Consider the following 23,738-nt stretch of genomic DNA (forward strand, 5'->3'; position numbering starts at 1 on the left):
TCTTTATGATATAATACGAGAGGTGAGAATAGAAAAAGGAGTTTTCTTGTATGGAAGCGAAGAAGTATCAAGCCTTTTGGCGTGGGGCTATTATATTAACGATTGCAAGTTTTGTTACAAAAGTATTAAGCGCTTTTTACCGTATTCCATATCAAAATATAGCGGGGGATATTGGGTTTTATATTTACCAACAAATTTACCCGTTTTATGGATTTTGTTTAATTTTAGCTACTTATGGATTTCCTGTTATCATTTCGAAAATGGTTGCAGAACGACTAGAGCGGGGAAAACAAAAAGAAGCAGAAGAAATTATTTGTGTATCTTTTTGGTTCTTATTAGGAATTGGTTTTATAGGCTTCTTTACATTGTTTTTTGGGGCTGAAACAATTGCGGTAGCTATGGGCGATATACACTTAGATAAGTTACTACGTGTTATTTCATTTTCATTCTTATTGATGCCATTTTTGTCTGTAGCAAGAGGGTATTTTCAAGGATTTAATAATATGATGCCAACGGCTGTTTCGCAAGTAATAGAACAAACAATTCGAGTTTCTATTATTGTATTTTTATCGCTATTCCTAATTGCTCACGGATTTGATTTATATACAGTTGGTGCAGGGGCTATGTTAGGCTCAATTGCGGGTGGACTTATTGGGATTATTGTACTTATATTGTATATGCGTCAAGATTTTCGTTCTATATTTTTCAAAAGTGCAGCGAGAATTAAGGGTAAAAGGAAGATAGTTAAAATCCTTTTTTGGCAGGGGTTAGCGATTTGTGTTAGTAATTTAGTGCTTATTTTTATACAGATGGCTGATTCAGTGTCCTTTTACAGCTTACTTATTGGTGCTGGAGAACAGGCTGAAAATGCAAAGGTATTAAAGGGTGTTTATGATAGAAGTATTCCGCTAATGCAATTAGGTACTGTTGTGACGACTTCTTTCTCGTTGTCACTTATTCCGATTATTACAGCGGCGAAGGAAAGAGGAGATCTTTCCTTTATTCAAGAAAAGGTAAAGTTAGCAATGAAAATAACATTTGTTATTGGACTTGCAGCAGCTATTGGACTAACTTGTATTATTCAACCTACCAATATTATGTTGTTTGAAAACAGTGATGGATCAGATGTTTTATCTATTTTATCGTTATCTATTTTATTTAGTTCATTGTCAATTACGACAGCTTCTATTTTACAAGGATTAGGGCAAACGTTTAAGCCAGCATTATTTGTTGTATTTGGAGGTTGCTTAAAGTTAGCGTTAAATTATATATTCATGCCTTATTTTGGTGTGAAAGGTGCAGCCTTTGCGACTTTATGTGCGTTAATTATAATCTCTGGACTAAATAGTTTGTTGCTTACGAGAGCTGTATCAGGGGCACTTATCAATAAGCGAAATATGTTAGGGATAGTAATTAGTGGCATTTGTATGGGATTTGTATTAATGATGTTCACACGTGTGTTACATATGTCTGGATTAGTAATTAATACGGAACATAGAGGAAGCGCGACGCTTGAAGCGTTGTTAGGTGTAGCCATCGGCGGATTGACATATATGTTTTTTATTTTGAAATTACGTGTATTTACAAAAAAAGAATTAGGAACCGTTATGAAACAAGAGGAAAAAGAAGGTTCATTGAAGAAGAGTGGATAGAGGTGACTGGTTGTGAGTGGAATCATTACTATTTTAGGTTTAGGAGCTGGTGAATTAGATCAGCTAACGATGGGTGTATATCGAAAAATAAAAGAAGCAGACCACCTGTTTGTTAGAACGAAAGAACATCCAGTTATAGAAGAATTGGAGAAAGAAGGCGTACAATATACGTCTTTTGATGCTGTATATGAAGCACATGATACGTTTGAAATTGTATATGAAACAATTGCGAATAAATTGCTAGAACAAGCTGAAGGTACAGAAATTATCTATGCTGTTCCCGGGCATCCACTTGTAGCAGAAAGAACAGTTCAGCTACTGTTGGAAAAAGGAGAAGTTTCAAATGTTGAAGTGCGAATTGAGGGTGGACAAAGTTTCCTTGATCCTATGTTTGCAAGTCTAAAGATTGATCCGATTGAAGGATTCCAATTACTTGATGCTACATCATTTGAAAGAGGGCAATTAGAACTGCGTCAACATTTAATCTTTTGCCAAGTATATGATGCATTCGTTGCATCTGATGTGAAATTAACATTAATGGAGATGTTACCAGATGATTATGAAGTGTATATCGTAACAGCTGCAGGAACTTCATTTGAACAAGTAAAGAAGGTACCGTTGTACATGTTAGATCATGAAACGGAATTGAATAATTTAACGAGTGTGTACGTGCCGCCAGTTCAGGAGCGTGCGTCCTTGTATCAACAGTTTGATGTTCTTAGAGAAATTATTGCGGAACTTCGTGGTCCAAATGGTTGTCCGTGGGATAAAAAGCAAACACATCAATCATTAAAGAAATATTTAATTGAGGAAGCTTATGAAGTGTTGGAAGCAATCGATGAAGAGGATGATGATCACTTAGTAGAAGAATTAGGTGATATATTATTACAAGTTATGCTTCATGCTCAAATCGGAGAAGATGAAGGTTGGTTCTCTATAGATGATATCATTCGAACTCTATCTGAGAAAATGGTTCGTCGCCATCCGCATGTGTTTGGAAATACGGATGTAAACAGCGCTGATGAAGTGATTGCAAATTGGGAAGAGATTAAAAAACAAGAAAAAGGATTCGTGAAAGAATCTGTTTTAAATGGCGTTCCAAAAAGTTTGCCGCAGTTACTACGCGCCTATGAAATTCAGAAGAAAGCTGGTAAGGTTGGATTTGATTGGGTTGATGTGCAACCGATGATAGAGAAAGCCTTGGAAGAATGGCAAGAGTTCCAACAAGAAGTTACAAATATGGATGAGGAAAAGATGCTAGGTGAGTTTGGTGATTTACTCTTTGCGTTTGTTAATATAGCTCGTCATTACAAAATAGATCCAGAAGAGGCGTTACGTTCAACTAATGAGAAATTCACTGGTCGTTTTTTATACATGGAGGCAAAAGTAGCTGAAATGAATAAAGAGATGAAAGATTTATCATTAGAACAGTTAGATGTTTTATGGGAAGAAGCGAAACAGACAGAGCGTTAATAGGGGGATTTGATATGCGTCTAGATAAGTTTTTAAAAGTATCACGTTTAATTAAAAGAAGAACATTAGCGAAAGAAGTAGCTGATCAAGGAAGAATATCTATTAATGGTCAGGTGGCAAAAGCGAGTTCTGATGTGAAAGTAGCTGACGAATTAACAATTCGTTTTGGTCAAAAAATAGTGACTGTGAAAATAAATGAATTAAAAGAAACAACTAAAAAAGAAGATGCAGCAAATATGTATAGCTTAGTTCGTGAAGAAAAAGTAAAAGCGGAAGAAGGCTTGTTCTAAAATCATTTATCCCCTCATACATTACTATTAGCTAGTAAAAACCTATGGGGGGATTTACGTGAATAATGGTTACTCACCTACGTCTTCTAATCAACAAAATGTTTCTGTAGAGCATGACATTATTATGCGTGGCAGGCGTATAATTGATATTACCGGTGTAAAGCAGGTAGAGAGTTTTGATAGCGAAGAGTTTTTACTAGAGACCGTAATGGGTTTTTTAACGATTCGTGGTCAAAATTTACAAATGAAAAATTTAGATGTGGAAAAAGGTATTGTGTCGATTAAAGGGAAAGTTAATGAGATGCTGTATATTGATGAAAATCAAGGGGAAAAAACTAAAGGTTTCTTTAGTAAGTTGTTTAAATGAGCTTAACAATTCAGTTGTATACAATGCTTTCAATGATTGGAATGGGTGCTTGGATTGGAGCGTCTTTAGATACATATCAACGTTTTTTAAAGCGCCAAGAACGTAAACGTTGGCTTGTATTTATACATGATATATTATTTTGGATTGTCCAAGCATTATTCGTCTTTTATGTATTGCTTCTCGTAAATGAAGCTGAGCTACGTATATATGTGTTTTTGGCATTATTATGTGGTTTTGCGGCATATCAAAGCTTACTGAAGGCACTATACATGAAGCTGTTAAATTTTCTCATCTATATTTTTATGCAAACAACATATTTTTTTGTTCGAATTATACAGCTACTCATGATAAAACCTGTTATTATTATAGCGCAGCTATTTATTGCATTTATATTATTCTTATTTCGTATACTGCTTTCAATTGGACATGTGTTATGGAAAATGGTGATTTGGATATTACTTTTCATATGGAAAGTTTTTTTCTGGCCTGTTCGATTTATTGCTTCGCTCATATGGAAACTTCTCCCTAATCGTGTTAAACTTTTTATAGTGAAACATATAGGGTTCCTGCAATATATAGCAAAATTGAAGGGACATATCTTCCAATTATGGGAGCGTATAAAAAAGAAGTTAGGGGGACCTCGGAAATGAGGGAACTGAGACAAAGAACAATCGAAAAACAGAGTCCAAATCCTGTTAAAGAGCATATAATACAAACGGATGAGAACAGGAAGCGACTTTATCGCCGTTTAGCGGTTTTTCTTGTCTTTACTTTTACAATTATTGCGAGTATTAGTGTAACGTTTTATCAACAAAACAGTTCCATTAAAGCAAAAGAAGCAAAAGTTAAGGACATGAAAAAAGAACTGGATTCATTAACGAATAAAGAAAAAAGTCTAAAAGACGAAGTTCAAAAGTTAAATGATGAAGAGTACGTATTAAAGATTGCTAGAAGGGATTATTTCTTCTCTGGTAAAGGGGAGATAATTTTTCCTGTTTCTAAGTAGAGTATGTCTTATTGACACTATATTTTAGGATTATATATAATAAAGTAAAATTTGACTTTTTAACCACTAAGGAGGAGCATTTTTTTTATGTCAATCGAGGTAGGCAGCAAGTTACAGGGTAAAGTAACAGGTATTACAAATTTTGGGGCTTTTGTGGAGCTGCCAGAGGGCTTAACGGGTCTTGTTCATATTAGTGAAGTTGCTGATAACTATGTAAAAGATATTAACGATCACTTAAAAGTGGGCGACCAAGTAGAAGTAAAAGTTATTAATGTTGAAAAAGATGGAAAGATTGGTTTATCTATCAAAAAAGCGAAAGAACGTGAAAAAACAGAAGGAGATCGTCCACGCGGTGAATACCAACGCGGTGGTGATCAACAACGTTCTGGACGTCCACAACGTAATAATCGCTCTTTCAACAGAGATAATCGCGGTGGCGGTAACGACCGAGCTCCGAAAGAAACATTTGAGCAAAAGATGGCACGCTTCTTAAAAGATAGCGAAGATCGCTTAACTTCTTTAAAGCGTAACACAGAGTCTAAACGTGGTGGCCGTGGCGCGCGTCGCGGATAATAAGAACGTTTAGTTTTTAACATATAGAGAGGTACCCAGGGTGATGGCTCAGGGTGCTTTTTTATATGTAAAAATATATTTTTAAAAAAGTTTTTGAGATGTGTTGACTTTAATTAGTATCTGATGTAAGATACTAATTGTCCGTTAAATAAGACGACATGGCGGTGTAGCTCAGCTGGCTAGAGCGTACGGTTCATACCCGTGAGGTCGGGGGTTCGATCCCCTCCGCCGCTATATTTAATTTAACGGCCCGTTGGTCAAGTGGTTAAGACACCGCCCTTTCACGGCGGTAACACGGGTTCGAATCCCGTACGGGTCATCAAAAAAGATCATGCAAATTTGCATGATCTTTTTTTGTTAAATAAATTAAGATATACAACACTTCTACAAAATCACCCTATATTTTCTGAATATTTAATTAAAATATCAAAAATAACTTACATACCGTGTATATCTGTAGAGTTATTTCGAATAAAAAGTCGAACGATTATAAAAGTGAAAACTGTTGTTTTGACAAAAAAACCAACAATCGTCTTTTATAATGACAGTAATTAAACTATGCAGGTGGTGTTAAAAATATGCCTAAAGCAGGAAGGAATACTATGAATACAAGTGCATTGGCAATGAATGAGAGTCAGCTTGGAGGAATAAAGTGGACGAGTAAGTTGCGAATGAAATTTGAGCAAGTTTTCTTTAGATGGGGATTTATTATTGTTGTTATTGGTTTTCTTTTGGGACGAGCATATATATTAACAAATATTTTACCGTTTGCACTGCCATTTTTTGCTGCTGTTTATGTTATGAAGCGGGATAAGATGCCGCTAGCATTTTTAGCTCTAATGGGAGGAGCTCTTTCAGTATCGATAGATAATTTGTTTTTTACCTTTGCATCCATCTTTACCTTCTTCATTTATAATATCTTCTTTAGTCGATTTACACGTAAAACTGTTGGACTTGTTCCATTTCAAGTATTTATCTCCGCATTAACAGCACACTTAGTTGTTGTATATTTTGCGCAACAAACTGTCACCATGTACGATTTACTCGTTAGTACTATCGAGGCTGGACTTAGTTTCGTATTAACTATGATATTTTTACAAAGTGTCCCGCTTTTAGTGGAAAGGAAAGGAAAACAACAGGCATTAGAGACGGAAGAAATTGTTTGTTTGATTATATTACTAGCATCTGTTTTAACAGGTACAACAGATTGGTTTGTATATGATGCTTCTATTCAACATATTTTTACAAGGTATTTAGTGCTAGTATTTGCATTTATTGCGGGTGCTGCCACAGGATCTACAGTGGGGGTTGTAACAGGACTAATATTAAGTTTAGCAAATGTGTCTAGCTTGTCTCAGCTTAGCCTTCTTGCTTTTTCTGGATTGCTTGGTGGATTGTTAAAAGAAGGGAAGCGTTTAGGTGTTAGTTTAGGTTTATTAATTGGGACAAGCTTAATTACATTATATGTAGACAAACAGACAAATATTGTAACAACTTTAATTGAGTCAGGTGTAGCGATTGTTATCTTCTTATTAACACCGCAGCTTGTTTTGGATCGTATTGCTAAATTTATGCCAGGTACACAAGAGCATTCGCAAGATCAACAACAATATTTAAGAAGGATGCGTGATGTTACAGCAAATAAAATCAACCAATTTGCAAATGTATTTGCTGCTTTATCTAATAGCTTTTCTGTATATGGGTATGTAGAGGAAGAAGATAAAGAGACAGAAGCAGATTTGTTTTTGAGTACAATTACTGCGAAAACATGTCAAACATGCTTTAAAAAGGATCAATGCTGGGTAGTGAATTTTGATAAAACGTACGATTATATGAAACAAATAATGAATGAAACGGAAGAAGGAACCCTGCAACATAATCGTAAATTAGTTCGTGAGTGGGACAAGCATTGTGTGAGAGGGAAAAAAGTGACGGATTTAGTAGCAGGTGAATTAGATCACTTCTATGAGGGTCAAAAATTACGAAAACAAATGAAGGAAAATCGTAGAATAGTAGCCGAGCAACTATTAGGTGTATCAAAGGTTATGGAGGATTTTGCTAAGGAGATACAACGAGAGCGTGAAAATCATCAAGTGCAGGAAGAACAGATTATGCAAGCGTTCCGTGATTTTGGTGTCGAAGTAGAGCATGTTGATATTTATTGTTTAGATAGAGGAAGTATTGATATTGAAATGTTAATTCCAGTTGCATCTAATGAACATGGTGAGTGTGAAAAATTAGTTGCACCGATGCTTTCGGATATCCTTAAAGAAAATATTGTCGTTAAACATGAAGAAAAGTCTTCTTATCCAAATGGCCATAGTTTAATATCATTTGGTTCGGCAAAGACGTATTCTCTTGATACAGGATTGGCTACAGCTGCAAAAGGCGGTGGATTTGTTTCGGGTGACTCTTATGCGATGATGGATTTAAGTGTTGGTAAATATGCACTTGCAATTAGTGATGGTATGGGTAATGGGCAAAGAGCTCATATGGAAAGTAAGGAAACGGTGAAATTATTACAAAAAATACTCCAATCAGGCATTGATGAAGAAATAGCAATTAAGTCTATCAATTCAATTCTTTCTTTGAGAACGACAGAAGAAATGTTTACGACATTAGATTTAGCTATGGTAGATTTGCGGGATGCGAGTGCAAGGTTTTTAAAGATTGGATCGACGCCGAGTTTTGTTAAACGTGCAAATAATATTTTGAAAATTGAAGCAAGTAATTTACCGATGGGAATCATCGAAGATGTTGAAGTTGATGTGGTGGGTGAACAATTAAAAACGGGCGATATTCTTATTATGATGAGCGATGGGATTTTTGAAGGAGCGCAGCATGTGGAGAATCATGAATTGTGGATGAAACGAAAAATTAAAGAATTGCAAACCGAAGACCCGCAAGAAATTGCTGATATCATTATGGAAGAAGTGATTCGCTCTTGTGACGGTTATATAAATGATGATATGACTATTGTAGTGGCAAAAGTGAAGAAAAATATGCCCAAGTGGGCTACGATTCCGATTGTAGGAATGCAGGCGCAGTAAAATGTAGTGGAATGTTTATCTATAATTTGATTTTAAAAACCTAGGTGTATACCTAGGTTTTTTTGTGGAAAAAGGTAATGTTATTAATTTTGTGAATATACACGGAGGATGTAAGATAAAAATGTAATTTTTGTATATCTTTTTTTTGCACAATGTTTGTAAAAGTTGTACCATTGTAGACAAGGCGACTAAGGTTGCTGTTCTTGTTTAATGAAAGGTGATTGCGAAGTTGAAAGATACATTTGTTGAAAAAGTAGATGACTTTGTAAAGCAGCATGATGTATTAAAGAATGATTCAACAATTGTTGTGGGAGTTTCTGGTGGTCCTGACTCGTTAGCGCTTTTATATTATTTATTAGAAAAAAGAGCGGAAAAACAGTTGAAAATTGTAGTTGCTCATGTGGATCATATGTTTAGAGGTGATGAATCTTATGAGGATTTACAATTTGTGCAGGGCCTTTGTGAAGAACTGGGAATTATTTGTGAAACGATAAGGATTAATGTATCACAATATCAACAGCAATACGGAATGAATGCACAGGTTGCTGCTAGAGAATGCAGATATGCATTTTTGGAAAGAATAATGAAGAAATATGATGCAAGATATGTTGCTCTTGGACATCATGGAGATGATCAAGTCGAGACAATTTTAATGCGTCTCGTAAGAGGGAGTACTCCGAAAGGATATGCAGGAATTGCAGTGAAGCGTCCTTTTCATAATGGATATTTAATTAGGCCGTTACTTGGCGTAACAAAGGAAGAAATTGTTGATTACTGTAATAAGCTAAATTTAATGCCACGTATAGATCCGAGTAATAAAAAGGAAGTATATACAAGGAATCGATTACGTAAATATGTTCTTCCTCATTTGAAAGAAGAAAATCCACAAGTGCATGAGAAATTCCAAAAATTTAGCGTGCAGATGCAAGAGGATGAGGCTTATTTGCAGGAATTAGCTTTTGAGAAAATGAATAAAGTAATTACAAAAAAAAGTGATAAACAAATTAGCTTATCAATTCCTGCCTTTGAATCCATGTCTATGCCTTTACAAAGAAGAGGGATTCAACTAATATTAAACTATCTTTATGAATATAAGATTCCATCTTCTCTTTCTTCCATACATATTGACAAGGTGATTGAGTTTTTTAAGCGGACACAACCTTCAGGTTCACTTGATTTTCCGGGTGATTTGAAAATTGTTCGTACATACGAGGAGTGTAGCTTTAGATTTAAACAAGAAATTGTTTCTCCTTTTTTACAAGATTTATCAGTACCCGGGACCATTACGCTATTGAACGGGGATGAATTTGTAACAGAGGTGAGCGAAGATATACCAAGTAACATGAATGAAACAGTATTTGTTGCTAAGTATAATGATATATCATATCCACTTCGTATTCGTTCTAGGGAAAATGGAGATCGCATGTCAATACAAGGTATGAATGGCACGAAAAAGATAAAAGCTATTTTTATCGAAGCAAAAGTACCGAAAGAAAAAAGAGAAGAATGGCCGGTCGTTTGTGATGCAAGTGGGACCATTATTTGGGTACCCTTGTTGAAGCGATCTGCATTTGCAATTTCGAAAGAGATGGCAAAGAAGGATAAATATATGATTATTCACTACAAAAGCAAGGAGTCTTCCGGGAGGATAATGAAATGATGAATCAAGATATCGAAAAAGTATTAATTTCTGAAGAGCAAATACAAGAAAAGGTGCGCGAACTAGGTGCAATTGTTGCAGAGGATTATAAAAACACAGTACCTCTTGCAATTGGTGTATTAAAAGGCGCAATGCCATTCATGGCAGATTTATTAAAGAGAACAGATACATATCTTGAAATGGATTTTATGGCTGTATCTAGTTACGGTCACTCTACAGTTTCAACAGGCGAAGTGAAAATTTTAAAAGATCTTGACACTTCTGTAGAAGGTCGCGATATTTTAATCGTCGAAGATATTATTGATAGTGGTCTTACACTAAGCTACTTAGTAGACTTATTCAAATATCGTAAAGCGAAGTCTGTAAAAATTGTTACATTATTAGATAAGCCAACAGGCCGTAAGGTTGATCTGAAAGCGGATTATGTTGGATTTACTGTTCCACATGAATTTGTAGTAGGATATGGATTAGATTATAAAGAGCAGTACCGTAATCTTCCTTATGTAGGCGTATTAAAACCAAGCGTTTACTCAAATTAATTAAATATAGGCTTCACAATTGTATAGGAAAGTTTTTCTATGTTACGATTTACTATAGTGTTTATGCCGTGAGAGGAGGTTAGGAATGAATCGTATCTTCCGTAATACCATCTTTTATTTACTGATATTCTTAGTAGTAATTGGAATCGTGAGCTATTTTAATGGTTCGACACAAAAAACGACATCAGTTAGCTACGACAAATTCATTACTAAACTAGAAAGCGGTGAAGTGCGTAATGTGCAACTTCAACCGAAAAATGGTGTATTTGAGGTAAAAGGACAATTTAATAACTCTAGCCAAGGAGAACAATTTGTTACTTATGCACCAAATACTGAGGAATTACAAAAGAAAATTAATGATAAAGCGAAAGGTGCCGAAGTTAAGTATCAACCAGCAGAAGAAACAAGTGCTTGGGTAACATTCTTTACTTCAATCATTCCATTTGTCATCATCTTCATTTTATTCTTCTTCTTATTAAACCAAGCTCAAGGCGGCGGTAGCCGTGTTATGAACTTCGGGAAAAGTAAGGCGAAGTTATATAATGATGAAAAGAAAAAAGTTCGTTTCAGAGATGTTGCTGGAGCGGATGAAGAGAAACAAGAACTTGTTGAGGTAGTTGAATTCTTGAAAGACCCTCGTAAGTTCTCTGAAGTTGGTGCTCGTATTCCAAAGGGTGTCCTATTAGTTGGACCTCCAGGTACAGGTAAAACTTTATTAGCGCGTGCTGTTGCAGGTGAGGCTGGCGTTCCATTCTTCTCTATCAGTGGTTCTGACTTCGTAGAGATGTTTGTCGGTGTCGGTGCATCACGTGTACGTGATTTATTTGAAAATGCAAAGAAAAATGCTCCTTGTATCATTTTCATTGATGAAATTGATGCAGTAGGTCGTCAACGTGGCGCAGGTCTTGGTGGTGGTCATGATGAGCGTGAGCAAACATTGAACCAATTACTTGTTGAAATGGATGGATTCGGTGCAAACGAAGGTATTATTATCGTTGCTGCGACAAACCGTCCAGACATTCTTGACCCAGCGTTATTACGTCCAGGTCGTTTTGACCGTCAAATTACAGTAGATCGTCCAGATGTAAATGGCCGTGAAGCTGTATTGAAAGTACATGCGCGTAATAAACCACTTGATGAGCATATTAATTTAAGAGCGATTGCGACTCGTACACCAGGATTCTCTGGTGCGGATCTTGAAAACTTATTAAACGAAGCTGCTTTAGTAGCTGCACGTCAAGATAAGAAGAAAATTGATATGAGTGATATCGATGAAGCGACGGATCGTGTTATTGCAGGTCCAGCTAAGAAAAGTCGTGTTATCTCTGAAAAAGAACGTAATATCGTTGCTTTCCATGAAGCAGGTCATACTGTAATTGGTGTTGTTCTCGATGAAGCTGATGTCGTTCATAAAGTAACAATTGTCCCTCGTGGTCAGGCTGGTGGATATGCGGTAATGCTTCCGAAAGAAGATCGTTACTTCATGACAAAGCCAGAGTTACTTGATAAAATCACTGGTTTACTTGGTGGCCGAGTAGCTGAGGAGATTGTATTTGGTGAAGTGAGTACAGGTGCTCATAATGACTTCCAACGTGCGACTGGTATTGCAAGACGCATGGTTACGGAATTTGGTATGAGTGACAAACTTGGACCGATGCAATTTGGTGGCTCGCAAGGTGGTCAAGTGTTCTTAGGAAGAGACTTCCACTCAGAACAAAACTATAGTGATGCGATTGCACATGAAATCGATATGGAAATGCAATCAATTATGAAAGAATGTTATGCTCGTGCAAAACAAATTCTTACTGAAAACCGTGATAAACTAGATATTATCGCGCAAACGTTACTTGAAGTAGAAACGTTAGATGCAGAGCAAATCAATCATTTATGTGATTACGGCAGATTGCCAGAACGTCCAACATCTTCAGATGATGTGAAAGTAAACATCAACATGAAGAAAGACGATGAAGATAAAGAAGATAAGTAAGAAAAGAAGGAGTGACTATCGTCACTCCTTTTTTGTTTGTTAAAACCTTTGTTAATTACTATTGAGAACTTAGTGGATAAAGTAATTTAAGTAAAACTAGTATTAAAAATTGAAATAGAGAGCAATCTTTTTGTAAAATGATGAGGATAGGAAAGCTGATTATATAAGTATGTGTGATATGATGTTTTTATAAGTTTTATACATACTGCACAAATATAGATTAAATAAGATAAGTGGTGAGAATATGATTTTTGTATTGGATGTAGGGAACACAAATGCTGTACTAGGTGTGTTTGAAGAGGGGGAACTTCGTCAGCATTGGCGCATGGAAACAGATCGACATAAGACAGAAGATGAATATGGAATGCTTGTAAAGCAATTGCTTGAGCATGAGGGTCTTTCGTTTGAAGATGTGAAAGGTATTATTGTGTCTTCAGTTGTACCACCAATTATGTTTGCTTTAGAGCGCATGTGTGAAAAATATTTTAAAATTAAACCGCTTGTAGTAGGGCCTGGGATAAAAACAGGACTAAATATTAAATATGAAAATCCGCGTGAAGTAGGCGCAGACCGAATTGTAAATGCAGTAGCAGGAATCCACTTATATGGAAGTCCGCTTATTATCGTTGATTTTGGTACGGCTACTACATATTGTTATATTAACGAAGAAAAGCATTATATGGGTGGAGTTATTACACCAGGAATTATGATTTCAGCAGAGGCTTTATATAGCAGAGCAGCAAAACTTCCTCGTATCGAAATTACAAAACCAAGCAGTGTTGTTGGGAAAAATACAGTAAGTGCGATGCAATCTGGTATTCTTTATGGTTATGTTGGACAAGTGGAAGGTATTGTTAAGCGTATGAAAGAAGAAGCTAGACAAGAACCTAAAGTTATTGCAACAGGTGGATTGGCAAAATTAATTTCCGAAGAATCGAATGTAATTGATATTGTAGATCCGTTTTTAACGTTAAAAGGTTTGTATATGTTATATGAACGTAATGCAAATTTACAGCATGAGAAAGGTGAATAAATACGTATGAAAGATTATTTAGTAAAAGCGTTAGCGTTTGATGGAGAAGTGCGTGCGTATAGTGTGCGTACAACAAATACAGTAAGTGAGGCGCAAAGACGTCATGATACATGGAGAACAGCTTCAGCGGCACTAGGGCGTTCTTTAACTGCGGGTACAATGATGGGTGCAATGTTAAAAGGTGAGCAAAAGTTAACAATTAAGGTAGAAGGTAACGGTCCAATTGGCCCTATCTTAGTAGATGCTCATGCAAATGGAGATGTACGTGGTTATGTAACGAATCCGCATGTTGATTTTGAAGGAACAGAACAAGGGAAGTTACGTGTATATCAAGCGGTAGGTACAGAGGGGTTTGTAACTGTAATTAAAGATATTGGAATGCGTGAGCCGTTTATTGGTCAATCTCCAATCGTTTCAGGAGAATTAGGAGAAGACTTTACGTATTATTTTGCAGTTTCTGAACAAACGCCTTCTTCTGTAGGTGTTGGTGTTCTTGTAAATGGAGATGATAGCATATTAGCGGCAGGTGGATTTATCCTTCAAATTATGCCGGGTGCGCAAGATGAAACGATTTCATTTATTGAAGACCGTTTACAAAAGATTCCGCCTGTATCAACGTTGATTGAACAAGGCCTTTCTCCGGAAGAGCTACTATATGCAGTTCTTGGAGAAGATAAAGTAAAAGTATTAGAAACAATGGATGTTCAATTTAATTGCACATGCTCACGCGAGCGTATTGAGAGTGTATTAATTAGTTTAGGTAAAACAGAGTTAGAGCAAGTTCGTGAAGAAGAGGAAGAGACGGAAGTTCACTGTCATTTCTGTAATGAACGATACAAGTTCTCTAAAGAAGATATTACAAATTTAATCGAGAATTTGTAATAAGGGAATTAAGAGGAGCAATCCTCCAAATGAATTGACAAACAGGGAATTTTCTGACAAAATCTAAATATAGATAAAACCAATAAAAATACTCGGTGTTAGGAGTGACAGGAATGCGAGTGGCACAATCAGTTTCAGAATTAATCGGGAAAACGCCGATCGTTAAGTTGAACCGCATCGTAGAATCAGACAGCGCAGATATATACTTAAAATTAGAATTTATGAATCCGGGGAGTAGCGTTAAAGATCGTATTGCATTAGCTATGATTGAAGATGCTGAAAAAAAGGGATTATTAAAAGAAGGCGATACAATCATTGAGCCGACAAGTGGTAACACAGGAATTGGTTTAGCGATGGTAGCGGCTGCTAAAGGATATAATGCAATCTTAGTAATGCCAGAAACAATGAGTATTGAGCGTCGTAATTTATTACGTGCTTACGGTGCGGAATTAGTATTGACTCCAGGGCCTGAAGGAATGGGTGGAGCAATTCGTAAAGCGACTGAATTAGCAAAAGAGCATGGCTACTTTATACCACAACAGTTCAAAAACCAATCGAATCCAGAAATTCACCGTTTAACAACGGGTCCAGAAATTATTGAACAAATGGGCGACCAATTAGATGCGTTTATTGCAGGTATTGGTACAGGTGGAACGATCACTGGTGCTGGTGAAGTACTGAAGGAAGCGTATAAGGATATTAAAATTTATGCGGTAGAACCTGCAGATTCACCAGTATTATCTGGTGGGAAACCAGGTCCACATAAAATCCAAGGAATTGGGGCGGGATTTGTTCCGGAGACGTTGGATGTAGAAGTATATGATGAAATTATTCAAGTGAAAACAGAGCAAGCATTTGAATATGCGAGAAGAGTGGCTAAAGAGGAAGGTATTTTAGTTGGTATCTCTTCAGGCGCGGTTATTTATGCAGCAACAGAAGTTGCGAAAAAGTTAGGTAAAGGGAAAAAGGTACTTGTTATTATCCCGAGTAATGGTGAACGTTATTTAAGTACACCACTTTATCAATTTGAATCATAATTAAATGCGATTGAAAAAGCATCCTTGAAAAAGGGTGCTTTTTCTTTTGGGATTGGAAATAGGAAAAGAGTGAATGACTAGAAAACTTCATGTAAAATAAGAGGTAGTATAATTAAATTATTTTCACTAGCCTTCGAGTATAATCAATCTCTATATAAATAACTTATGTAGTTTGAGCTGGTTTATCTAAGAGGGTGGGATAAAAGAAGACGGGGTGTTGATATGCAACGAAGAAAATCTTTAGCGCTTTCTATTCCATATCAGTTAGATTTCTTTAAGCAATATAAATTTCTTTCTCAGGGTAAATCGCAACATATTTTGTTAGAAAGTGGCCGTGGCGGTCGTTATAACATTGTAGGGCTGAACCCAGTAGCGGTAATCCAAGGGAAGGATGAAACGTTACATATAAGTGAAAGTGGTAAGGAAACAATAAAACGAGGGAATCCGTTAGATTTAATGCAAGAATATATGGAACAATGGAAGACGGACTATAACCCAGAGTATCCGCCTTTTCAAGGTGGTGCAATTGGCTATTTCAGTTATGACTGTATCCGTTATATTGAAAAGCTGCCTTCTCTTGCGGAAGATGATATTAATATACCTGACATCTTCTTTTTATTATTTGATGACGTATTTGTCTATGATCAAAAAGAACAAGTGTTATGGATTATTACGCATTATGTAGATAAATATGAAGAGGCAAAAGAACGGCTAAATGAGTGGAAGGGTCTTTGGATGACAGAAGCGCCTGAAGTGACAGTGCCCTTTGAAAGTCCTGAAAAGAAAAGTGAAGCGGTTGCTTTTACTGAAGCCAGCTTTATGAAGGCAGTTGAATGTATTCAAGAATATATTGGGGCGGGTGATGTGTTCCAAGTAAACTTGTCGACGAGACAAGAAAGAACGTTACAGACACACCCACTAGAAATTTATACAAGTCTTCGTGAAATTAATCCATCTCCATATATGGGTTACCTGGAGCTTGGGGATTTTCAAATTGTTAGTGGATCGCCAGAGTTGTTAATTAAGAAACAAGGAACTGAAGTAAGTACAAGACCAATTGCTGGAACGAGATCTAGAGGCGCGGATGAGCAAGAGGATGAAGAATTAGCAAGAGAATTAATTGAGAACGAAAAAGAAAGAGCAGAGCATGTAATGCTTGTGGATTTAGAAAGAAATGATTTAGGACGTGTTTGTAAATATGGCACTGTAGAAGTAGATGAATTTATGGTAATTGAGAAATACTCACATGTTATGCATATTGTTTCTAATGTGCGTGGTGAGGTGGAAGAAGATAAAGATGCTTTTGATTTAGTGAAGGCTGTATTCCCTGGGGGAACAATTACTGGTGCCCCGAAAATACGTACGATGGAAATTATTGAGGAATTAGAACCTATTCGAAGAGGGATTTATACAGGTTCAATCGGTTGGATTGGTTATTCTGGAGATACAGAATTGAATATTGTAATTAGAACACTTCTTGCTAAAGATGGAAAAGCTCATGTACAAGCAGGGGCGGGAATTGTAATTGATTCAAATCCAGAAAATGAATATAAAGAGTCGTTAAAAAAGGCGATTGCTTTATGGCGTGCAAAAGAACGTAGCGAAGAAACGGTTAGGTGAGAGAAATGATATTAATGATTGATAATTATGATTCTTTTACATTTAATTTAGTGCAGTTTCTTGGAGAACTTGGACAAGAGCTCGTTGTTAAACGTAACGATGAAGTGACCATTTCAGATATTGAGAATATGAAACCAGATTTTCTAATGATTTCTCCAGGTCCATGTAGTCCTAATGAAGCGGGGATTAGTATGGAAGTTATTAAATACTTTGCTGGAAAGATTCCGATTTTTGGAGTTTGTCTTGGGCATCAATCCATTGCACAAGTGTTTGGTGGAGAGGTTGTCCGTGCAGAACGATTAATGCATGGGAAAACGTCGCTTATGCATCATGATGGAAAGACGATTTTTTCGGATATTCCTAATCCGTTTACTGCGACGCGCTATCATTCCCTTATTGTTAAGAAAGAAACGTTACCCGATTGCTTAGAGATAACATCTTGGACAGAGGAAGGAGAAATTATGGCACTTCGTCATAAGACATTGCCGATAGAGGGTGTGCAATTCCATCCGGAATCTATTATGACTTCTCATGGGAAAGAGTTGTTACAGAATTTCATTTGTAAATACAGGCCAAGTGCAACATTATGTTAATTTACGTAAATGGTCAGTATGTAGAAGCAAGTGAAGCGAAAATTTCTCCTTATGATCATGGTTATTTATATGGTCTTGGAGTTTTTGAAACGTTTCGTATTTATAATGGTCATCCTTTCTTATTGGATGATCATTATGATCGTTTAATAGAAGCGCTGGATACATTGCAAATTAAATGGACAATGACAAAAAATGATGTGATGCTTATTTTAAAAAATTTACTCGCTAAGAATGAATTGGAGCATGCATATGTACGTTTTAATGTATCAGCGGGTATAGATGAAATAGGATTACAAACGGAAATGTATGAAGAGCCTTCGGTTATTGTTTTTATAAAACCTTTAACAGCGCCGGGGGATGTAGCGGAAAAAGAAGGTGTTATTCTAAAACAAGTGCGAAATACACCGGAAGGAACATTTCGCCTGAAGTCTCATCACTATTTAAATAATATTTTAGGGAAGCGTGAAATTGGAAATGTTGTGAGTAAGGAAGGTATTTTCCTTACTGAAGCAGGTTATGTTGCAGAGGGTATTGTTTCGAATCTATTTTTTGTGAAAGGTGATGTTTTATATACGCCTTCGTTAGAGACAGGGATTTTAAATGGTATCACTCGTGCGTTTATTATAAAGAGTGCTGAACAATTAAATATAGAAGTAAAGGAAGGTTTCTTTACAAAAGATGAGCTACTTTCAGCGGATGAAGTCTTCGTAACAAACTCCATTCAAGAAATTGTTCCGCTTTATCGTATAGAAGCGCAGGATTTCCCGGGTAAAGTAGGAGTGGTTACAAAAAGTTTAATGTACCTTTATGGAATGCAAAGAGAGAAATTATGGAGCAGAAATGAATTACGAAGAGGAGATGCGTAGTTTGAAGTGGGATTATGATTTACGCTGCGGCGAATATACATTGAATTTAAATGAAAAAACATTAATCATGGGAATTTTAAATGTAACACCAGATTCGTTTTCTGATGGTGGGAGTTACAACGAGGTAGATGCTGCGGTACGTCACGCAAAAGAAATGCAAGGTGAAGGTGCTCATATTATTGATATTGGTGGCGAATCTACTCGCCCAGGTTTTGCTAAAGTATCAGTAGAAGAAGAAATAAAGCGAGTTGTCCCGATGATTCAAGCAGTTTCAAAAGAAGTAAAATTGCCTATATCTATCGATACATATAAAGCTGAAGTTGCAAAGCAAGCAATTGAGGCTGGTGCTCATATTATTAATGATATTTGGGGAGCGAAGGCGGAGCCAAAAATTGCTGAAGTCGCAGCTCATTATGATGTACCCATCATTTTAATGCATAACCGCGATAATATGAATTATCGTAATTTAATGGCGGATATGATTGCTGATTTGTATGACAGTATTAAAATTGTTAAAAATGCTGGTGTGCGAGATGAGAATATTATTTTAGATCCAGGTATCGGTTTTGCTAAAACACCTGAGCAGAACTTAGAGGCGATGCGTAATTTAGAACAGTTAAATGTGCTAGGTTATCCGGTTCTCTTAGGTACTTCGAGAAAGTCCTTTATTGGGCACGTATTAGATTTGCCAGTAGAGGAACGCCTTGAGGGAACGGGAGCTACTGTTTGTCTTGGTATTGAAAAGGGCTGTGAGTTTGTTCGTGTCCATGATGTGAAAGAAATGGCGCGTATGGCTAAAATGATGGATGCAATGATTGGTAAGGGGGTAAGGTAATTGGATAAAATTTATATCCATGATATGGAGTTTTATGGTTATCATGGTGTGTTCCCAGAGGAGAATAAATTAGGTCAGAGATTTAAAGTTGACTTAACGGTGGAGTTGGATTTAAAGTGTGCAGGGGAAAGTGATGACTTAGAGCATTCGGTCAATTATGGAGAGCTTTTCGAATTATGTAGAAAAGTTGTTGAGGATAGAAAGTATAAGCTTGTGGAGAGTATCGCTGAAAATATTGCTGCAGATATATTAAAACAATATGAAAGTATTTCGCGCTGTACAATTAAGGTAATTAAGCCGGATCCACCGATACCGGGTCATTATCGTGCTGTAGCAGTAGAAATTACGAGAGGACGTCCATGAACAATATAGCTTACATTGCATTAGGGTCAAATATTGGAGAGCGTTATACGTATCTAACTGAAGCGATTCAGTTTTTAAATAAAAATCCTTATATTCAGGTTGATGATATTTCATCTGTATATGAAACTGAGCCAGTTGGCTATACTGACCAAAGTTGCTTTTTAAATTTAGTTATAAAAATTTCTACCAATTTATCACCACAAGAATTATTGAAAGTAACACAAAAAGTAGAAAATGACCTAGGAAGAAAAAGGGAAATTAGGTGGGGGCCGAGGACTATCGACCTTGACATTTTACTTTATAATCAAGAGAATATTGAAGCAGAGAATCTTATTGTTCCGCATCCGCGGATGTTTGAAAGAGCTTTTGTTATCGTTCCGTTGTTAGAGATTAATCAAGACATAAAACAAAACATTTCACGTTCACAAGTAGAAGAAATGAAAAGGCGAGAGGGAGTAACGGTATGGAAGCAGAAAAATGGGGAAGACGCATTCGTGCTTTTCGAAAGCTAAAAGGCTATACACAAGAAGGTTTTGCTAAAGAACTAGGGGTATCTGTATCTGTTTTAGGTGAGGTTGAGAGAGGGAATAGGTCGCCTTCTCAAGATTTTGTAGTAGAAGTTGCCAAGGCATTAAATGTTTCAATAGAGGAATTAATGCCAAAGTGATTGTACAGGAAGGAGTAGATTGATTGTTAAAGATTGCAAATATCGAGATGAAAAATCCGGTTGTACTAGCACCGATGGCGGGAGTGTGTAACTCTGCATTCCGTTTAACAGTAAAAGAATTTGGTGCCGGCTTAGTTTGTGCTGAAATGGTAAGTGATAAGGCAATATTGCTTAATAATAAAAGAACATTAGATATGTTATATATCGACGAGAGAGAAAAGCCATTAAGTTTACAAATTTTTGGTGGAGAGAAAGAAACTCTTGTAGATGCTGCGAAATATGTAGATAAATATACGACAGCAGACATAATTGATATTAATATGGGTTGTCCAGTGCCGAAAATCGTTAAATGTGATGCGGGGGCAAGGTGGCTTTTAGACCCGAATAAAATATATGAAATGGTAGCAGCGGTTGTAGATGCTGTTGAAAAGCCGGTTACAGTTAAAATGCGTATCGGTTGGGATGAAGAACATATTTTCGCAATAGAAAATGCTAGGGCTGTTGAGCGTGCTGGTGGCCAAGCTGTGGCGGTTCACGGACGTACACGAGTGCAAATGTATGAAGGAAAAGCGGATTGGGATATTATTAAACAAGTAAAACAATCTGTAAATATCCCGGTTATCGGAAATGGTGATGTCGCAACGCCGCAAGATGCAAAGCGTATGCTTGATGAAATTGGTGTAGATGGTGTTATGATTGGTCGTGCTGCTCTTGGAGATCCGTGGATGATTTATCGTACGGTAAAGTATTTGGAGACGGGTGAATTAATGCCGGAACCAACAGTGCGCGAGAAAATTGATGTATGTATGTTGCATCTAGATCGTCTTATCGACTTAAAGAATGAAAGTGTCGCTGTAAGAGAGATGAGAAAACATGCAGCTTGGTATTTAAAAGGTGTTCGTGGTAATGCGAGTGTACGTAATGGTATTAATGCTTGTAACACACGGGAAGACCTTGCGAATGTGTTAGGTACATTTGTAGAAGAAGTGGAAGCGAAACAACAAACAATTTACGTTGGTTAATAATGGACATAGGAGATTGACATTCTTCTATACACTTCCTATAATTACGTGAAAGAAAGAAGAGCTGCCAGTTAGTTGCTGGCAGTTTTTCTAGTTGAGTAGAAAATGCTATACTGTATATATTGTAAAATTAAATAGAGCTGGAGTGATATCAATATCATGGATAACATGAACCACGAAGAATTAAACGACCAATTGATTGTTCGTCGTGAAAAGCTACATAATTTACGTGAACAAGGAATTGACCCGTTCGGTAAAAGATTTGAACGCACAAATTCAACAACTGACTTAGTGAGTCTATATGGAGAGTTCTCTAAGGAAGAATTAGAGGAGAAGGAAATCGCTGTTTCTATCGCTGGTCGTATTATGACAAAACGCGGAAAAGGGAAAGCTGGATTTGCACACGTTCAAGATTTACATGGACAAGTTCAAATTTATGTTCGTAAAGATGCTGTTGGAGATGACGAGTACGAATTATTTAAAACAGCAGATTTAGGTGATTTAGTAGGTATTGAAGGTAAAGTGTTCAAAACAAACGTTGGAGAACTTTCAGTAAAAGCAACAGGCTTTACGCTATTAACGAAATCTCTTCGTCCATTACCAGATAAATACCATGGATTAAAAGATGTTGAACAACGCTACCGTCAACGTTACTTAGACTTGATTACAAGTATGGAAAGTCGTGAAACGTTCGTTACTCGTAGTAAAATCATTCGTGAGATGAGAAGATACCTAGATGACAACGGTTATCTTGAAGTGGAAACACCTATGATGCATGCAATTGCAGGTGGAGCTTCTGCGCGTCCTTTCACTACACACCATAATGCGTTAGATATGGAATTATATATGCGTATCGCAATTGAGCTACATTTAAAGCGTCTTATTGTGGGTGGTTTAGAAAAAGTATATGAGATCGGCCGTGTATTCCGTAATGAGGGTGTATCAACTCGTCATAACCCTGAGTTTACGATGATTGAATTATATGAAGCATACGCTGATTATAAAGATATTATGAAGTTAACAGAAGATATGGTTGCTCATATCGCGAAAAAGGTACTGGGTACAACAACAATCCAGTATGGTGATTATGAAATTAATCTAGAACCAGAATGGACACGTCTTCATATGGTAGATGCGATTAAGCAATACTCTGGAGCTGATTTCTGGAATCCGATGAGTGTAGAAGAAGCGCGTGAACTTGCAAAAGAACATAATGTAGAAATTAAAGATACAATGGAAGTTGGTCATATTATAAATGAATTCTTCGAACAAAAAGTAGAAGATAAATTAATCCAACCAACATTTATTTACGGTCATCCGGTAGAAATCTCGCCGCTTGCGAAAAAGAATGATGAAGATCCACGATTCACAGATCGTTTCGAATTATTTATCGTTGCACGTGAACATGCAAATGCATTCACTGAATTAAATGATCCAATCGATCAAAAAGAACGTTTTGAAGCGCAATTAAAAGAGCGCGAACAAGGTAATGACGAAGCTCATATGATGGATGATGATTATATTGAAGCTCTTGAGTACGGTATGCCTCCTACGGGTGGATTAGGAATTGGTATTGATCGTCTAGTTATGTTATTAACAAATGCACCATCTATTCGTGATGTATTATTATTCCCTGCTATGCGCCATAAACAAGACTAAGCTTTGGAGATTTCTCCAAAGCTTTTTTTTATTTGAGCATGAGTTGCGTGGGTATAGTAAATCTTGATAGTGCGAGAAATTATATTTATATAGAAGAAATGTGCTGTTTTTATACTTTTTTACTAAGTTAAAAATTTTATTAGAAAAACTATTGCATTTTAATAATCAAACTGGTATATTTATATTCGTTGCCACGAAAGGTAACAAACAAAACAAACGAAAAACAACTTATTGAAAAAAGTTGTTGACGAAAATATAACGAAATGTTATATTGATAAAGTCGCTTCCGAGCGACGAAGTAGTTCTTTGAAAACTGAACGAAACAAACAACGTGAAACGTCAATTTTTATTTTAGATGCTAGACAAACTAACTTTATTGGAGAGTTTGATCCTGGCTCAGGATGAACGCTGGCGGCGTGCCTAATACATGCAAGTCGAGCGAATGGATTAAGAGCTTGCTCTTATGAAGTTAGCGGCGGACGGGTGAGTAACACGTGGGTAACCTGCCCATAAGACTGGGATAACTCCGGGAAACCGGGGCTAATACCGGATAACATTTTGAAC

At 36.6% G+C, this 23,738-nt stretch carries 23 protein-coding genes and 2 tRNA genes; all 25 read left to right on the top strand.

The annotated features are described in order from the left end of the window. Positions 1-50: 50 nt before the first annotated feature. Positions 51-1,652 (top strand): putative polysaccharide biosynthesis protein, encoded by a 1,602-nt coding sequence (locus BAQ53_RS00240; RefSeq protein WP_000387584.1) that lies wholly within the window; start codon positions 51-53, stop codon positions 1,650-1,652. Between the two features lie 12 nt (positions 1,653-1,664). Further along, on the top strand, positions 1,665-3,125 hold the full coding sequence (gene yabN / locus BAQ53_RS00245) for a bifunctional methyltransferase/pyrophosphohydrolase YabN (protein ID WP_000014239.1): 1,461 nt from the start codon (positions 1,665-1,667) through the stop codon (positions 3,123-3,125). Between the two features lie 14 nt (positions 3,126-3,139). Continuing rightward, complete coding sequence (locus tag BAQ53_RS00250) at positions 3,140-3,415, top strand: RNA-binding S4 domain-containing protein (RefSeq protein WP_001234876.1); 276 nt, start codon at positions 3,140-3,142, stop codon at positions 3,413-3,415. A gap of 58 nt (positions 3,416-3,473) precedes the next feature. Then, positions 3,474-3,782, top strand: a complete 309-nt coding sequence (gene yabP, locus BAQ53_RS00255; RefSeq protein WP_001059104.1) for a sporulation protein YabP — start codon at positions 3,474-3,476, stop codon at positions 3,780-3,782. Next, positions 3,779-4,432 (top strand): spore cortex biosynthesis protein YabQ, encoded by a 654-nt coding sequence (yabQ, locus tag BAQ53_RS00260; RefSeq protein ID WP_000059773.1) that lies wholly within the window; start codon positions 3,779-3,781, stop codon positions 4,430-4,432. The genes yabP and yabQ overlap by 4 nt, the downstream gene beginning before the upstream one ends. Then, positions 4,429-4,788: a cell division protein DivIC gene (gene divIC, locus BAQ53_RS00265; protein ID WP_001208739.1), complete on the top strand. Its 360-nt coding sequence runs from the start codon at positions 4,429-4,431 to the stop codon at positions 4,786-4,788. Before yabQ ends, divIC begins: the two co-directional genes overlap by 4 nt. Positions 4,789-4,875: 87 nt before the next feature. Beyond that, positions 4,876-5,361 (top strand): S1 domain-containing RNA-binding protein, encoded by a 486-nt coding sequence (locus BAQ53_RS00270; RefSeq protein WP_000021451.1) that lies wholly within the window; start codon positions 4,876-4,878, stop codon positions 5,359-5,361. Between the two features lie 160 nt (positions 5,362-5,521). Further along, a tRNA-Met gene (locus BAQ53_RS00275) sits at positions 5,522-5,595 on the top strand. A gap of 13 nt (positions 5,596-5,608) precedes the next feature. Beyond that, positions 5,609-5,680, top strand: a tRNA-Glu gene (locus BAQ53_RS00280). A gap of 259 nt (positions 5,681-5,939) precedes the next feature. Further along, complete coding sequence (gene spoIIE / locus BAQ53_RS00285; RefSeq protein WP_001123553.1) at positions 5,940-8,411, top strand: stage II sporulation protein E; 2,472 nt, start codon at positions 5,940-5,942, stop codon at positions 8,409-8,411. Between the two features lie 229 nt (positions 8,412-8,640). Further along, the gene (gene tilS, locus BAQ53_RS00290; protein WP_000655468.1) at positions 8,641-10,071 is read left to right on the top strand and encodes a tRNA lysidine(34) synthetase TilS; all 1,431 of its coding nucleotides are present in this window, start codon (positions 8,641-8,643) and stop codon (positions 10,069-10,071) included. Then, on the top strand, positions 10,068-10,610 hold the full coding sequence (gene hpt / locus BAQ53_RS00295) for a hypoxanthine phosphoribosyltransferase (RefSeq protein ID WP_000981844.1): 543 nt from the start codon (positions 10,068-10,070) through the stop codon (positions 10,608-10,610). Before tilS ends, hpt begins: the two co-directional genes overlap by 4 nt. A gap of 85 nt (positions 10,611-10,695) precedes the next feature. After that, on the top strand, positions 10,696-12,597 hold the full coding sequence (gene ftsH, locus BAQ53_RS00300; RefSeq protein WP_163050746.1) for an ATP-dependent zinc metalloprotease FtsH: 1,902 nt from the start codon (positions 10,696-10,698) through the stop codon (positions 12,595-12,597). A 244-nt stretch (positions 12,598-12,841) separates the two neighbouring features. Further along, a complete protein-coding gene (locus tag BAQ53_RS00305; RefSeq protein ID WP_000578368.1) occupies positions 12,842-13,630 on the top strand; it encodes a type III pantothenate kinase in 789 nt (262 codons plus the stop codon). Positions 13,631-13,636: 6 nt separating this feature from the next. Continuing rightward, the gene (gene hslO, locus BAQ53_RS00310) at positions 13,637-14,512 is read left to right on the top strand and encodes a redox-regulated molecular chaperone HslO (RefSeq protein WP_000656372.1); all 876 of its coding nucleotides are present in this window, start codon (positions 13,637-13,639) and stop codon (positions 14,510-14,512) included. Between the two features lie 113 nt (positions 14,513-14,625). After that, positions 14,626-15,549: a cysteine synthase A gene (gene cysK, locus BAQ53_RS00315; RefSeq protein WP_001261712.1), complete on the top strand. Its 924-nt coding sequence runs from the start codon at positions 14,626-14,628 to the stop codon at positions 15,547-15,549. A gap of 222 nt (positions 15,550-15,771) precedes the next feature. After that, positions 15,772-17,169 carry an aminodeoxychorismate synthase component I gene (pabB, locus tag BAQ53_RS00320; RefSeq protein ID WP_208906417.1) on the top strand — a complete coding sequence of 466 codons (1,398 nt, stop codon included), beginning with the start codon at positions 15,772-15,774 and terminating at the stop codon, positions 17,167-17,169. A 5-nt stretch (positions 17,170-17,174) separates the two neighbouring features. After that, positions 17,175-17,762 (top strand): aminodeoxychorismate/anthranilate synthase component II, encoded by a 588-nt coding sequence (gene pabA / locus BAQ53_RS00325; RefSeq protein ID WP_000602295.1) that lies wholly within the window; start codon positions 17,175-17,177, stop codon positions 17,760-17,762. Beyond that, entirely contained in the window at positions 17,756-18,628 is an 873-nt protein-coding gene (pabC, locus tag BAQ53_RS00330) for an aminodeoxychorismate lyase (protein ID WP_000909875.1), read from the top strand. The genes pabA and pabC overlap by 7 nt, the downstream gene beginning before the upstream one ends. After that, positions 18,603-19,463, top strand: a complete 861-nt coding sequence (folP, locus tag BAQ53_RS00335) for a dihydropteroate synthase (RefSeq protein WP_002164271.1) — start codon at positions 18,603-18,605, stop codon at positions 19,461-19,463. The genes pabC and folP overlap by 26 nt, the downstream gene beginning before the upstream one ends. Then, the gene (folB, locus tag BAQ53_RS00340; RefSeq protein ID WP_000358055.1) at positions 19,464-19,826 is read left to right on the top strand and encodes a dihydroneopterin aldolase; all 363 of its coding nucleotides are present in this window, start codon (positions 19,464-19,466) and stop codon (positions 19,824-19,826) included. Beyond that, positions 19,823-20,338: a 2-amino-4-hydroxy-6-hydroxymethyldihydropteridine diphosphokinase gene (gene folK / locus BAQ53_RS00345; protein WP_001059450.1), complete on the top strand. Its 516-nt coding sequence runs from the start codon at positions 19,823-19,825 to the stop codon at positions 20,336-20,338. Before folB ends, folK begins: the two co-directional genes overlap by 4 nt. Next, positions 20,290-20,493, top strand: coding sequence for a helix-turn-helix domain-containing protein (locus BAQ53_RS00350; protein ID WP_000387031.1), 204 nt, complete (start codon positions 20,290-20,292; stop codon positions 20,491-20,493). The genes folK and BAQ53_RS00350 overlap by 49 nt, the downstream gene beginning before the upstream one ends. 23 nt (positions 20,494-20,516) lie before the next feature. After that, positions 20,517-21,515 (top strand): tRNA dihydrouridine synthase DusB, encoded by a 999-nt coding sequence (dusB, locus tag BAQ53_RS00355; RefSeq protein ID WP_000912251.1) that lies wholly within the window; start codon positions 20,517-20,519, stop codon positions 21,513-21,515. A 159-nt stretch (positions 21,516-21,674) separates the two neighbouring features. Further along, entirely contained in the window at positions 21,675-23,174 is a 1,500-nt protein-coding gene (lysS, locus tag BAQ53_RS00360; protein ID WP_000369668.1) for a lysine--tRNA ligase, read from the top strand. Positions 23,175-23,738: the final 564 nt, after the last annotated feature.

Source organism: Bacillus sp. B25(2016b) (genome assembly GCF_001679765.1).
GTDB classification, from domain to species: Bacteria; Bacillota; Bacilli; order Bacillales; family Bacillaceae_G; genus Bacillus_A; species Bacillus_A thuringiensis_K.

Coding starts and splice junctions, on each gene's coding strand:
- spoIIE (WP_001123553.1), top strand. CDS start 5,940: ATGCCTAAAGCAGGAAGGAATACTATGAATACAAGTGCATTGGCAATG.
- cysK (WP_001261712.1), top strand. CDS start 14,626: ATGCGAGTGGCACAATCAGTTTCAGAATTAATCGGGAAAACGCCGATC.
- lysS (WP_000369668.1), top strand. CDS start 21,675: ATGGATAACATGAACCACGAAGAATTAAACGACCAATTGATTGTTCGT.
- BAQ53_RS00270 (WP_000021451.1), top strand. CDS start 4,876: ATGTCAATCGAGGTAGGCAGCAAGTTACAGGGTAAAGTAACAGGTATT.
- BAQ53_RS00240 (WP_000387584.1), top strand. CDS start 51: ATGGAAGCGAAGAAGTATCAAGCCTTTTGGCGTGGGGCTATTATATTA.
- BAQ53_RS00350 (WP_000387031.1), top strand. CDS start 20,290: ATGGAAGCAGAAAAATGGGGAAGACGCATTCGTGCTTTTCGAAAGCTA.
- folK (WP_001059450.1), top strand. CDS start 19,823: ATGAACAATATAGCTTACATTGCATTAGGGTCAAATATTGGAGAGCGT.
- hslO (WP_000656372.1), top strand. CDS start 13,637: ATGAAAGATTATTTAGTAAAAGCGTTAGCGTTTGATGGAGAAGTGCGT.
- pabB (WP_208906417.1), top strand. CDS start 15,772: ATGCAACGAAGAAAATCTTTAGCGCTTTCTATTCCATATCAGTTAGAT.
- hpt (WP_000981844.1), top strand. CDS start 10,068: ATGATGAATCAAGATATCGAAAAAGTATTAATTTCTGAAGAGCAAATA.
- yabQ (WP_000059773.1), top strand. CDS start 3,779: ATGAGCTTAACAATTCAGTTGTATACAATGCTTTCAATGATTGGAATG.
- ftsH (WP_163050746.1), top strand. CDS start 10,696: ATGAATCGTATCTTCCGTAATACCATCTTTTATTTACTGATATTCTTA.
- pabA (WP_000602295.1), top strand. CDS start 17,175: ATGATATTAATGATTGATAATTATGATTCTTTTACATTTAATTTAGTG.
- BAQ53_RS00305 (WP_000578368.1), top strand. CDS start 12,842: ATGATTTTTGTATTGGATGTAGGGAACACAAATGCTGTACTAGGTGTG.
- folP (WP_002164271.1), top strand. CDS start 18,603: ATGAATTACGAAGAGGAGATGCGTAGTTTGAAGTGGGATTATGATTTA.
- pabC (WP_000909875.1), top strand. CDS start 17,756: ATGTTAATTTACGTAAATGGTCAGTATGTAGAAGCAAGTGAAGCGAAA.
- BAQ53_RS00250 (WP_001234876.1), top strand. CDS start 3,140: ATGCGTCTAGATAAGTTTTTAAAAGTATCACGTTTAATTAAAAGAAGA.
- divIC (WP_001208739.1), top strand. CDS start 4,429: ATGAGGGAACTGAGACAAAGAACAATCGAAAAACAGAGTCCAAATCCT.